Genomic DNA, 14,227 nt, shown 5'->3' on the forward strand with positions numbered 1-14,227 from the left:
GGTGGTGAGGTGTTTTTGGTATAGTTCGTCGAACCGGGTTTGCTCAGAACGTTCCATGTTGATTGCTTCCTAATAAGCCGAACCTGAGTGGTGCGGTTATTAGGAAGTATTGGATATAGTAAAATGGAGAGTATCTACGGTATTTTTTGCCGCGTTAGCGGCTTGGTTCAACAAAGAGTACGCAGAGAAGGGAAATACAGTCAGTGCAGATAGAAAAATCTGCACTTAAACAAGCCGTCAGGAGCTACCCATAGCCCGAAGATACGTGCCTGACAAACGTGCAGCAGCGCTGCCCGGATATTTTTCGATGACCGCTTCGAGCAACGCTTTGGATTTGTCGCGCTCACCTTTTAAGTCGTAAATCCGCCCAAGCTTATAGCTGGCATCCGGTACTTTGGCACTCTTGGAAAAATCTTTTATCACCACTAGAAACGAGGCCAATGCTTCATCATATCGCCCTTGAGCCATATCCACTTCACCTAACCAGTAATATGAATTAGCAGCAAAACGGCCTGTTGGATATGTTTTCAGCTGCTTCTGCAGCGCGGCTTTGGCTTCATCAAACTGTTTGGATCGGATTAAACTGAACGCTGCTTGATACGCTTTTTCTTCTTCAATGTCTGCAGGTTCATTAACCACTTCTGGCAATGGCTTTAATAACGGAGGGGTGGCTGACTTTATGCCACTGATGGCACGCGCAGTACTTGGTGTGGCTGAACCAGAATTGGAAAGACGTGTGATTCGATCGTCAAGATCAACATATCGCTCCCTGTTTTCACGCTGCAGTTTGTCAATCAGGAAAGCCTGCTCTTCCAGCTGGCCACGAACTTCCATCAATTCCTGCTGCATTTGATTCAGGGTATTGATCAGATGGGCTGTACTGTTATCAGCACCGCCCACTTGATCAGAAGGAATTGAACGAACAGGTTGATCCGATATTTGGCTGACGCCCGTTTGAACCGATGACGCTCCCATGGGAACTGAATCTTCAACCGGGGCTGGAGCTGCCATTACACTACAGGAAAATACTGCGAGTAACGAAAACACCAAGGTCTGCTTTGATAGCAATGCCGAATCTTTTTTACCTGTAATCATTCAATCCCCAATATATTGCAATTACTCAGTAATGATAACTGCACGACGGTTCATAGACCAAGCAGTATCATTATGCGATGGGTCCAGTGGCTTTTCAAAACCGAAGCTAATCACTTCGATACGGCCAGCAGCTACGCCTTTAGCAGCCAGATAGTCTTTAACCGCTTTAGCACGACGCTCGCCCAGAGCAAGGTTGTAAGTTCTGGTACCGCGCTCGTCGGTGTGACCCTGGATAACGATGTTCTTCATGTAGCCCTGATCAGAAGTCAGATAAGCAGCATGAACGTCCAGAGACTTATAAGCTTCCTGACTCAGCTTGGAGCTGTCGAATGGGAAGAAGTAAGTGTTCTTATCCAGCAGCGCCTGAATTTCTTCAACAGAGGCATTTACCTTGCCACTATCAACCACTGCCTGTATAGCAGGATCGATCACTGGCTGTACTTCTACCAGCACTTCTTCTTCAACGGATACGGAAGGCTGAGTATTAGCAGAATCCTGCTTGGAAGCACAGCCCGCCAGCCAGATAGAAGCCACAGCAATTGCTGCTACCTTAACAAAATGACCCATACGCATGGTTAACTCCAATCGTTTTTACGGTATTTACACTAAAGTCACATTTCAGTCCGATTATCTACTGAAAAAGTCATCACGAAACTGAGATACAACATCAGTATCACTAAACGAGCAGTACACTATCAGAAGTCAAGACCCTCGACTAGCACGAATACCAAGGGATGATAAGAATTCCTCAAATATTGTACTGCTGTCTTGTAGTAACTCTCGTAGTAACAGCAGCATAGCATTTAATAACTAAATCAGCGGGTTAACACTTACAAACTCCGTAACCTTTTATGGCTCCGGAGTCCACTGTCAAACCTTCAGGAAACCAGACTATTTCAAAGAAGTAGCTGGCCCCCATGCTGGCTCACGCACATCACCATAAGCCGACGGTAAACGCTGCTTTACGCGGCCGTCGGCGGAGACAATACCCAGCTCGCCATGCTCTCCACCTTGAACCGAATAAATCAAACGCCGACCACCAGGTGCAATACTGGGTGAATCCTCCAGTTTAGAAGACGTCAGTGGTCGCAGGCGCCCAGTATCCAAATCCAGAATAGCAATATTAAATGCCGCTGCCCCCTGTCCTTTATGAACAAGCGCGATAGACTTGCCATCAGGGAATACTTTGGCGCGGGCGTTAAACTTGCCTTCGAAGGTCAGCCGCTTTGGTTTACCTTCAGCGACAAATTTACCATTGCTTCTTCGGGACACAGCTTGCTGATAAACCTGCGGACCACCGCCTCTATTCGAGGTAAAAATAAAACTCTTACCATCCGGCATCCAATCGGGCTCTGTATCGATACCATAGTGACTGGTTACATTGCTGAATTTATTGGTCGCCAAGTCCAGAATATACACATCCGGATTACCACCTTTAGATAGCACCATGGCAATGGACTTTCCATCCGGCGCCCAGACTGGCGAGTTGTTCAAGCCTTTAAAGTTGGTTAATTTCTTGCGTTTTCCTGTTGCCAGCTCCTGCATATATATAGCAGGGCGACCTTGTTCGAATGAAACATACGTCACACGGGTGCCATCAGGAGACCAACTGGGAGACAGAATCGGTTCTCTTGAACTGAATACTTTGCGGGTTCGTTTGCCGTCCGCATCCGCATAGTTCAACTGATAATCTGTTCTTTCTACACTGTGGCGTTGAGCTGTGACGTAGAGAATTCGGGTAGAAAAATCCCCCGTTAGCCCAGTAATGTTTTCATACACTGAATCACTGACCCGGTGGGACATTTCACGTAATTGACTGACCGTTCCTGAAAAGCCACCTTGATCAATTCGTTTACCCCTGATCACATCATAGAGTTGATAGTTCAGGGTAAACACAGAACCGGTTTGCGACACTTGCCCGGTCACCAGATAGTTAGCGCCCAGAACCTTCCAGTCACGATAGTAAACTTCGGCCTCGTTGACAGGAAAACTCAACATGCTGGTTCTCGGCATCGCTTTGAACACGCCACTGAGATTCAAGTCATTATCAACAATGCCAGCAGGATCCTCTGGTAAAATTTGATCTCCCTGCCAGCTGAATGGTGACACCGCAATGGAAACAGCCTGATCATTACCACTGGTGACCTCAATCAACAGTTCACCGTGAGCCAGCATGCCAAATAACAAACTGTAAATGACTAAGCAGCTTTTGAGTAATTCCCTCATCTCACCAAATCCTCAGGGCTGAACCGAAATGTTATCTGTCGAAAATACTGGTCGAACAGGCGTCGTTCAAGATTTTTTAGCTCAGAAAAAGGCGAGGCTCGCCGCAATGCCTGAATCACGGAGCGGTCATATTCTTCATTACCACTAGAAGTCATCATACTGATATCCAGCACATCACCAAAAGGCGACAGGTTGATTCGCACTTCTGCCACCATGCCATTTCTAGCACTGGGGGGACGGTTCCAATATTGGGAAGCCAATTGTCTAATCAGTGCAACATAACGAGCCTGTTCAAGTTGATCATGTTCCAGCTGTTGCGCTTCCTGCTGAGCACGAGCTTCTGCTGCCAGCGCTTGCTCAAGGGCTGCTTGCTGCTGTTCAAAGCGTCGTTGCTCCTCTTCTCGCCGTCTTTTTTCTGCTAACGCTTTCTCATCAGCCGCGGCTTTTTTCTTTTCCTGTTCACGCTTCAGGGCAATGGCTTTCTGACGCTCCTGTTCAGCCTTTTTCCTAGCTTCTGCCTTGCGCTTCGCATCTGCTTTTTTCCGGGCGTCTGCAATGCGCTTCTGTTCCGCCGCTTTTTGCTTGGTATTATCAGGAGCACGAACAGGCTTCGGCGTCGCTTTCGGGAGCTCAACAAGCGCTGCACTGATGGGCATTGGCGGCGTAAACTTCGGTTTTGATTCCGTGTGCCAGCTGATGGTTAACAAAATAACCATCAATGCATGAAGAATCACCGACAAGGCAATGGCAAAAATATAACTTTCACTTTCCCGTCCACCGGAAAACGTCCCTGAAAACAGACTTCTAAAACGTCCTTTCATTTACTGTCCTTCCAGGGCCGCCGGATCAGTAACCAGTCCTACGTGGCTGATACCGGCTTTTTGAATGCCCGCCATCAACTGTACAACAGAACCATAGGCAACATTGGTATCCCCCTGAATCAGCACTTGGATATCCGGTTTGGCGGCCACCACCTTGGCTACTTTCTCGGTCAACGATTCAAGAGTGACTGCCTTATCACTTTTTCCGCCCAGATCAATGAAGTAGCTGCCATTTGCTTTCACAGAGACGATAAGAATTTCACGATCTTCTGGCAAAGCAATACTGTCGCTGGAGGTTTTCGGTAGCTCGACCTTTACCCCTTGAGTCAACATCGGCGCAGTGATCATAAAGGCGACGAGCAACACCATCATGATGTCGATGAAAGGCACCATGTTGATTTCAGACATGGGTTTGCGACGATTTCTAACCTGTGCCATAAACTCAACAAACCCTGTTAATTTTTGCTATACACTTTGCGATGAAGAATGCTTGAAAATTCATCCGCAAAGGTTTCATAGTTTGCCAACAGAGCTTCCACTTTGGCGGCGTAGCGGTTATAGGCGACAACGGCCGGAATCGCAGCAACCAGACCTACGGCTGTGGTTAGAAGCGCTTCAGCAATACCAGGTGCCACAGAGGACAGCGTGGGCTGTTGCACCACAGCCAAACCACGAAAGGAATTCATAATCCCTACAACGGTACCGAACAAACCAAGGTATGGGCACGTAGAACCCACTGTGGCGAGAAAGGGTAAGTTCATTTCCAGACGCTCCTGCTCTTTGGAAATAGCGACCCTCATCGCCCGCTGAGCACCTTCCATGACCGCATCAGGGTCTTCTGTCCCCTGATTACGAAGACGGGTGAATTCAGAAAACCCCGCTTTAAAGATGTGCTCAAGACCTGAGTTCGGATGTTCGTTCTGTTGAACCTCCCGATAAAGCACAATGAGATCCATACCGGACCAGAAACGATCTTCAAAGGAGAGCATTTCATTTCGCGCACTGCGAATTAACAGCCCACGCTGAATGATCATCCCCCAGGAAGTAACCGATGCAGCAACCAGGATCAGTAAAACCAGCAAAACCATCCAACTGGAGTTACTCACCAGCGCCCAAAGAGACATGCTTTCTGCCACTAAAAACCTCTCAGACCGTCAAATACAAAAATTGGCGCTGATCATATCATCAAATAGATAGCCATAAGAGGCGAAAAGAGATAGATCAAGCACGTTTTGAAAAGATAATTATGTATTGAATGATACTATATGGATAGGGTTGCAAAAAAATTTACAGACTGAATATATCTAAATTTCATTTAGCCTTGTGAAGATTTCAGCTCATCACATAAGGTTTCTAACTGATGTATATCCAGAGATTTACAAGCTGCGACAATTTTATTAGGGTAATCACCATAACCTCGATTTCCAACCCAGGTGCTCGCTATCCGATGAAGGCTGTCAATGTCGCCTATATCGAGCGATCTTTTCATCGCAGCGGTCATTTCACTAATAACAACACGTTCAACCTGCATGCTTAACTCATTAGTTTGATCGGAGCCCATATAATGCTCAAGTATTTCAAACAGCTGGTCAAAACGAATTGGCTTTGAAATAAAAGAAGCAAACCCATACTCAGTAATCTTCATTTGGGTTGAATCAGTGACGCTGGCTGATACAGCTATAATGTTGACCGTTTTCTGGCCGCTGACCGCAAGGATAGACCGTGCTGCTTCAAACCCATCCATTACCGGCATTCTCAGATCCATTAATATCACCTCATACCGGTTCGCATGAAACAGTTCTAAAGCTTTTACTCCATCAGCAGCCGCATCAACACTATAGGATCTGGATTCAAGCGCCTTGACCAGCATATTACGGTTTGTCTGACTGTCATCAACTACGAGTATTTTGCCTTTAGTGGCACTAATTGAGTGGCTCGTGATTCCTACAGAGTGATCAATATTCAATGAGAGCGCTGAAACTTCCTTACCCTCGCAAGTTTGACAAGGTATCGAAAAATAGAAATTACTTCCCTCTCCGAGGACGCTATCAACCTGAAGCTCGCCCCCCATTGCCTTAACCAGTCTATAGCAAATTGATAGTCCTAATCCAACCCCGCCGGAATCAGATCCCTGATTGAGCTGGGTAAAAGGTTGGAACAATCTGTTTACCTCTTCTAAAGCAATACCAGGCCCCCTGTCTATCACCTCAAACAGCAATTTTCCAGTAACGATACTGAGATTCAAGCAGATACTACCTTTGCTTGAAAACTTAACAGCATTACCAACCAAATTGATCAAGACCTGCCGCAACTTAATATGGTCAGCAACAATTTCGTCAGGCACATATTCATTGACAGTCACTTTTAACTCCAAGGCTTTGGCAAAAGCCAACTCCCTCACGTTTGCCAGTACCACCTCAATAGTATGCATTAAGTTGAAGGGCACAGGGTCCGCTTTAACGGCTCCACTTTCTATCTTTGTGATGTCCAGAATATCATTAATCATCGTCAGTAGATGAAGCCCACAAGACTCAAGGCAACCCAAACTCTCTCGACAATGATCATGTATCTCCGAATCTGTAAGCAAGAGTTGTGCATAACCAAGCACTCCATTTAACGGAGTTCTGAGCTCATGACTGATATGCGATAAAAACAGCGACTTTGCGCTGCTTGCTTTCTCTGCCGTTTCTTTAGCTCTTAACAGCTCATTTTGAATAGCTTCACGTTCCGTGATATCCCTGAATACAATTGAGATAATTGCGCCATCCAAAGTCATTAGAACATTGCTCGAAATTTCAACTGGAAAGCTGAAACCGTGCCGGTTATAACCCCGCGATAAAACTTCATTCAGACAGTGTGTCTCAGGAGAATTCACTTCAAGGCGATCTAACAAAACAAGCTGATCTCGACTCTCGGGATCAATTAAAATTGATAACGGTAAACCAACAATGTCTTCATCATCATAACGAAATAAATTGACAACCTGCCGATTGATCAGTTGAATGATTCCTTTATTATCTGTAATGACAATAGCATCCGGTGAGCCTGCAACTAAAAGTCGAAAACGTTCAGCATCTTTAACTCTGTTAGTCACATCATTTCCAAGCCCTTCAATGGTAAGCTCAGACGTTGGCCCACAACTTGACAAATCACCCTTATGCTCCAACCATCCACAATAAACCTCTATGAAGCGTGAAGTCCCATCACGATGCATCATTTCCAACTCAAACGATTCCGGACGAGTATCCGCAAATGTTTCCTGAAGCATACTTTTAAAAAGATAATTTGATAAAGCATCTGTCAAATAATCTTGAAACAGCCCGACAAACTGTTCCTCACTGAAACCCAAAACAGACTTTATTGAAGGACTGACATACTTTATTTTTCCAGACTTGCTTAAGCTAAAGTAAAAATACCCTCCTTTAAGTTGATTAACTAAACTCCCAAAATTAGTAAACCTCAATCTCTGAATTTCACCTTCACGACTTAACAACCGATTCTTTAGTTGATGAAAGCTTCTATGCAAACTATCAATTTCATCATTCACTTCAAAACCATATTGATTATTATAAGATGTCACGCTGCCAAAAGCATTCATTTCCTCTTTCAACCTATTAAGGGGTGACACTATTCTGCCAGACACGATCCACAAGCATAGAATAGAACAAAGACAAGCTATCGAAATGAGGCTTCCACTTAAAACAGCTTGTTTTCTGAGAGGTGTTAATATATAGCTTTCTTTAATAGCAAAACTGAAAAACCACCCTACAGTTCCTAAAGGAACAGCGGTACTCCATCGGGTATAACCTCTGGACTCAATTCTAACTGATGTCAGTCTACCGCTATTAACCACCTCGTCCAAAACGTTTACAAAATAATCACAAGGGGAACTGTGGTCATCATGTGAAACAATCGGATTTAAAATAAAATCAGAAACTGAATTATTACCAATATCTGGAAAAAATAGCTCGCTATAGCCTGTACACGGCCCTTTCTTAGCAAACTCATGAATAGATCTCATTCTTGGTAAAGAGATTCCGTTAGCAAATACAATATCACCATGCTGATTCGCAATAACAGCACGAGAATCATGACTCAAATTTACTGCATCGCCTAATAGTTTGCGCCCATCTATATCTATACGAACAAAACCCAGCCGCCCATTTTGTCTAATACTCCTGATAATATAACTTGTAATAAACAAGTCTGGATCCTTAATCACTCCATGCACATACCAGTACTGCCCATTTTTTCTGAGACTATCATTATCAATAAAATAGGTATCATCAACATGTGGATATGCTTCAAAAAGAACGTTCTCAGAAATCTGAGAATGTTCGGAATGCCACAAAACACGATCACGTCTATCATACCCTGCCTGATTTTCAATAAATTCTACCAAACTAACAGAAACAACATGACTAATACTTTCATCGTTATTAAGAAAGTCATTCAAACCAAAGTTTTCTAAGTCAGAAATACTTGAAACCGAAGAAAGAGCCCAACCAAGATTGACCACAAACCTCAAATTACTATCAACAATCGCCGAGTAACGCAACGTTTCATTAATATGGTTTATTGCTATTTCAGAAGACACATATCTAAAAGCAAAAAATAAAAAAACAAAAGACAGAATAATGTAAAATACTAATGCTGGAAGCAGGTTAAATAGAGCAATCTTTTTCCTTATTGAAATAGATTTACCAGACATTTAAAACCAACCCGCCAAACAAAAAAACTTAGACAATTCTAGCAAGAACACACTCAACCAGAATAAAGAAAAATTGTGAATTATCACCTATCGATACGAGGGATAGAATCCAATAGATCATCATATGAACCTGACTTACAACTTACAGTTAAGTCATTAAGTTGAGCATAGTCTCCACTGCAAAACCCATAAAGCCCACCTAAAAATATATAATCACTATCTTTACCCTCCTCTGAAAACAATTTGGTAATTTCAGTGATGCTATAAATATCTCTAAAATATAAACAGGCATCCCTCCCCCACTCTTCACTCCTTATAGTTTCGAACTGCCAAAGGGAATAGTGACTACTTATGACAGAATGCATCAGAATAAAAATTGTCTTCGGCGTATTTGTCTCAGATTTCAAAATTGCAGCATCGCCTTTAGAGATAGACAGTAGATAAGAAATATAACCATTCAACAATTTTTCTGCTGAATACAATGTAGTGGATAAGCCAGAGAAATCCGCATTGTATAATTGTGGAAATTCCTTAGATTGACACATACAATCATCTGGTAAAAACCTTGCAACTTTTTTTAGAAAAGTCTCGTGAATTTTATCAATTTCAACCCCGACTCTAAGAAAGGTTAGCTGACTAAGAGCGCAAAATATTTTTTCACAAACTATCAAATCCTCAACAGAACTTTTCCCCACGCTCACTAAATCCTTCAAATCATCACAAACGGGTTGTGGGATTTTAGAGCATCCATCTATTGAAAAGCAAGACCAGGCAAAAAGCTCTAAGTCTTCATTAAAATACTGATCAGGGACAACATGATTAAACAATAATAGTAAAGATTCATCTTTCAATCGTAAAAATAATTCATCATCAACTTCAGGGTATGATTCGGCAATCACAATGTTTCGAGTATCTTCACCTGTGCTATTTTTTTTAGGTCCATAGCTATAAGAAACAAGCCTGATCTTACTACCTTCCTTCGGGAAAGGTTCGACAACAGTTAATTCAATACGCTCTCCTGTTAACTCTCTCAATACTCTTAACAATACTGGAACCGTAAATACCTTCCCATAATCCCCCTCACTCAGGATTTTCTTTAGCACCTCAGAATACCTAACCGCAATATCAGTACTTGCACATTTATCATCAGAACTTTCTTTATAATTACTGTTCTTCAACCAGCATCCGACAACCGATTGAATATTTCCTTTTTCCAATGATGACTCCTTAGAAATAATTTTGCATTTAAACCCGCAAACACTCCTTAGATAAAAATTCATTTCATCCCTGCTAAAAACACTTACTCTCTTATTTATTCCTGTTGTACTGCCTAAATCAACGCTATCTTTCGCCAATTCAGTATCCTGACACTGCTTTCTGATCTCTGTGAGAAATTCAAGATCACGACTAGACACAAGATCCAACAACCTCGAGCCATCCCGGAGGTTTAAATCACTCTGCTTTTTCATGTTAGGAATTAAAGAATCAGATTTCATAAAAGCTATAAATTTTTTATTAATCAGTTCTTTCAGGTCTTCTTCTTTGGAATGAAGAACATTCTTACACTTTTTTGCATCACTTGTTCCGAGAAAACGTAGACAAAGCCAATTAGTAAATTCTGCAACATTCGCTAACTCTGTACTGAAGATTCCTATCACTTGCTTCATACTTTTACAGCATTGAGTAATATTGATTACTTCTACATGAGCAGATTCTAAACTCTCTTTCTGTGCAGACAACTTTTCGAATGATCTTCGAAGCATTGTATAAGAATGTAAAAGTGATGTAAAAAAACAAGTAGATATTTTTTTAATTCTGGCATCACGCAATGAAGGGTATTTAGTGGTGACAAACTCTGTGCCCGGGCCTATTTCACCATCACATGTAAAAAAAGGAGGTGAAGCATCAATACAATACAGTACCTCTTCACCATCTTCTTTCACAAGTACAAAATTTTCCGGGTTTGGATCTACCATGCATGTCAAAGTTGGTCTATCACCGGCAACGGCACTTTTTTCATTAAAAGCTTTACATTGCATGACACATTTAATAATACTCCTAATAATTTCAGTTTTATATTCTCCACTATTATCAGGATTAGCTAAAATTTCACTAACCATATTTTCTTTTTTATATTTCTTTTGAACACCTGCACAGATAAATAAGTCTTCTGTTCCACCCTCTGAAACTTTAGTACCTGAAATTTTAAACATTGAATAGATAACAGGGCTTAGTTTTACACTCATGAGTTCGCCCAGACCATCAATCTTGGTTTTAAAGGCTTCTTTGATAAGGCTCATAGAGACCCTTATCGAATTCAACGTTATTACCGCCTTTTGTTGCGGCATTCCGTTCTTGATCATTTTAACAACAAGCCCAGGAAATAGCTTATGATCATAAACTCTCTGAGATATTCCCTCCCCCAAAACACTTGACCTCACACCAAAATTACTACTCACCTCTTTTAATATTGCTTCCAGAACCTGATTAGTTCCATGCCAGATCAACCTATCATTTACCTCATCATTAGTCAACCTACTATTAGATTGAGTTCTTACTAGTTTTTTCAATGTTGCCGGGTACTCTTTTTTATCATCAATCATATCATCCAACAAATTAGATTCATCAATCTTTTTAACTGGAATCTGATACTCTAAATAAACAGGGCTATCATTTTGATCAGATATACATCTACTAAATGACAAACAAGACATATCTATTTCTTTTTGAAACACATACCTGAACGAGGAAAAATTTGACACCTCCTGAGATAGTGGTATCTCTTTTCTAAACTTTATTAAAGCCGTAAAAACGCCAACATCATATTTACTTTGCAACTCAACCAATCTATCAACAATCCCCTTATATGCATTCATATCATCCAACTTGGCCAGCCTGAACCCTCCTATCACACCCAAATCACTCAAATCACTCAAATCACCTATATCAAATTCTACAATTTTATCCTCTACATTTCCCCAGCCTAAAGAACCACCCTTAAAATAGTCGCTGTAGACTTCCAGCTGTGGTGTTTTAGCTTCTGAATATTTACTATTTTTGATACTCACATATAGATCACAGCCATTCCCTGAACCACTATCTTTTAGTGAAAACTCGAGATCATACAAAACACCTGAGATCATTTTTTTTTCTTTATACATTTCCCAAAGTTGTTTTACTACTTCGTGATCTTGCTTAAAAACTTCGGAGCCATCTTCTTTTTTTTCACAAAGTCCGTTAAAAAAATATTTCATATATGGAAAATTCTCCCATGCTTCAACACTACCGCCTCTCTCTGGAATACTCTCTAAACGGATTAACCTACGCTTTTCTTTCGGTACAGGATCAATTCCGGCAGAAAAATTAAACTTTACGTCTAGTTGATGAGATGAGACTAACAGCCTATTTATTTTAGAAGACGATATTTTACTATCAGTCTGCAGTTTCTGTGCATGTAAGGAAGGATGTTTCGGCTGGAGTGGAATATTTTTTTTAGGGTTGATGACTATAGCAACCCCTGCAACACCCATTGTGCCTTTTTCATTCAACGAGGCCACTTTTTTATTATCAATTCCTACTTTCGTCCCTAATGATTCATTACTGTAACCAGTACCACCCCTGATTGTGCCACCAAAATTACTACCCATCGCCATTTTTTAGTACTCTTTATTTAAGAAGAGCGGTTATACCCGAAGCGTAAGTCTCAGGAAATCATCCAAACAATCATTTAACTCTATTGCTATTCCAATTTCACAAAATATTGTCATTAGCATGCAATTCATTATATTCAAACTTATCATCCAACTTCCTTCAATTTTCAGCAATTCGATAACATTACCCAAGTTGGTACCATCTATTTCTCATTTCGCTTATTAGTTGCTTTCACATTTCAATTTAACCGCAATACTCTAAGCCTCTGAAATTTAGCTGAACTATTTCAAATAAAAAATATTTTAGCCCATGATGTATCAAAACTGTGAAATCAACTCATAAGTACCCAACCATATGAAATCATATTTTCTGGTTCATTGGTTAGCCACTCTCGGCAACCTGCTCCTGCCTTGCACTACCTCCTGCATCCATGCAGTCGTGCGGCGTTACATCTACGATCACATAGCTAATACCCATAGGGCATAAAGGCTATGCTCACTCCGATGTGCCTTGCAGAGCAACCAACCACTAAGCCAGAAATATTCGATTTCATATGATCGGGTACTTAGGCTTGCTGCGGATATTACTTATTATATTGATATCCAAAATGCAGATATGCGCTTTTTGTCAACACTCTCCCTCTCGGAGTTCTCATAATATAACCTTGCTGAATAAGATAGGGCTCCAGCACATCTTCAATAGTATCTCTTTCCTCGCTGATCGCAGCTGCCAAACTATCTATACCAACTGGACCACCGTCAAACTTTTCAATCATTGCTAACAGTAAGCGACGATCCATATTATCAAAGCCATTGCTGTCAACATCCAACATGGTCAGTGCTCCATCTGCCAGCTCTTTCGTTACCACACCATTACCTTTTACTTCTGCATAATCTCGTACTCTACGGAGTAATCGATTGGCAATTCGTGGGGTTCCTCTTGAACGGCGCGCTATTTCACTAGCAGCCTCGTTATCCATTTGAACACCCAGTATTCTTCCGGAACGAAGTACAATGTCACAAAGATCAGCAACATTATAAAACTCTAAACGCTGAACAATGCCAAACCGATCTCTTAGCGGGGAGGTAAGCAAACCTGCTCTTGTGGTTGCGCCAACCAGAGTGAAAGGTGGAAGGTCTAACTTAATGGATCGCGCCGCAGGCCCTTCACCGATCATGATATCCAACTGATAGTCTTCCATAGCCGGATACAATATTTCCTCTACTGCTGGACTCAGCCGGTGAATTTCATCAATAAAAAGAATGTCGTTGGGTTCAAGGTTCGTGAGCAGCGCCGCTAAGTCACCGGCTTTTTCAATAACCGGCCCTGATGTTGAGCGAATCTTACTGCTCATTTCATTAGCCAGTATATGGGATAGTGTCGTTTTACCAAGACCAGGCGGTCCAAAAATCAAGGTGTGATCCAATGCATCTTTACGCCTTCTGGCAGCCTCAATAAAAATCTCCATCTGCTCCCTGACTTTTGGCTGGCCAGTATATTCGCTGAGGCGAACAGGACGTATGGCACGATCCTGCACTTCTTCATTAGGGCGTTCCTGTGCCGAAATCAAGCGATCAGCTTCTATCATGATGTTTTCCAATAAATAATTAGTAACAGATTACCACTACAAGGTGATGATGCGAACGCATAATCACGAATGGAACTAAAGCACCAAAGCACTGTCTAATCTGCCGTAAATGAAGCGGGTATGCCTTGAGAAGCT

General features: G+C 41.8%; 9 protein-coding genes. All 9 read right to left on the minus strand.

The genetic code is table 11. The features are described 5' to 3' along the window. Nucleotides 1–237: 237 nt before the first annotated feature. The 9 genes from ybgF to ruvB all read right to left on the minus strand — a co-directional run bounded on the left by ybgF (nucleotide 238) and on the right by ruvB (nucleotide 14,092). Nucleotides 238–1,011, minus strand: coding sequence for a tol-pal system protein YbgF (gene ybgF, locus AKL11_RS00525; protein WP_172807220.1), 774 nt, complete (start codon nucleotides 1,009–1,011; stop codon nucleotides 238–240). A 105-nt stretch (nucleotides 1,012–1,116) separates the two neighbouring features. Beyond that, entirely contained in the window at nucleotides 1,117–1,668 is a 552-nt protein-coding gene (locus AKL11_RS00530) for an OmpA family protein (RefSeq protein WP_067514528.1), read from the minus strand. Between the two features lie 318 nt (nucleotides 1,669–1,986). Further along, a complete protein-coding gene (gene tolB, locus AKL11_RS00535) occupies nucleotides 1,987–3,321 on the minus strand; it encodes a Tol-Pal system beta propeller repeat protein TolB (RefSeq protein WP_067514531.1) in 1,335 nt (444 codons plus the stop codon). Further along, entirely contained in the window at nucleotides 3,318–4,142 is an 825-nt protein-coding gene (gene tolA, locus AKL11_RS00540) for a cell envelope integrity protein TolA (RefSeq protein ID WP_067514533.1), read from the minus strand. The genes tolB and tolA overlap by 4 nt, the downstream gene beginning before the upstream one ends. Further along, complete coding sequence (gene tolR / locus AKL11_RS00545) at nucleotides 4,143–4,580, minus strand: protein TolR (protein ID WP_067514535.1); 438 nt, start codon at nucleotides 4,578–4,580, stop codon at nucleotides 4,143–4,145. It lies immediately after the preceding gene. A 17-nt stretch (nucleotides 4,581–4,597) separates the two neighbouring features. After that, nucleotides 4,598–5,278: a protein TolQ gene (tolQ, locus tag AKL11_RS00550; protein ID WP_245673389.1), complete on the minus strand. Its 681-nt coding sequence runs from the start codon at nucleotides 5,276–5,278 to the stop codon at nucleotides 4,598–4,600. A 179-nt stretch (nucleotides 5,279–5,457) separates the two neighbouring features. Next, nucleotides 5,458–8,853 carry a PAS domain-containing hybrid sensor histidine kinase/response regulator gene (locus AKL11_RS00555; protein ID WP_067514539.1) on the minus strand — a complete coding sequence of 1,132 codons (3,396 nt, stop codon included), beginning with the start codon at nucleotides 8,851–8,853 and terminating at the stop codon, nucleotides 5,458–5,460. Between the two features lie 83 nt (nucleotides 8,854–8,936). Next, nucleotides 8,937–12,506, minus strand: coding sequence for a hypothetical protein (locus AKL11_RS00560; protein WP_067514541.1), 3,570 nt, complete (start codon nucleotides 12,504–12,506; stop codon nucleotides 8,937–8,939). A 581-nt stretch (nucleotides 12,507–13,087) separates the two neighbouring features. Beyond that, complete coding sequence (ruvB, locus tag AKL11_RS00565; RefSeq protein WP_067514543.1) at nucleotides 13,088–14,092, minus strand: Holliday junction branch migration DNA helicase RuvB; 1,005 nt, start codon at nucleotides 14,090–14,092, stop codon at nucleotides 13,088–13,090. Nucleotides 14,093–14,227: the final 135 nt, after the last annotated feature.

This window comes from Endozoicomonas ascidiicola (assembly GCF_001646945.1).
In the GTDB taxonomy this organism is placed as follows: domain Bacteria; phylum Pseudomonadota; class Gammaproteobacteria; order Pseudomonadales; family Endozoicomonadaceae; genus Endozoicomonas; species Endozoicomonas ascidiicola.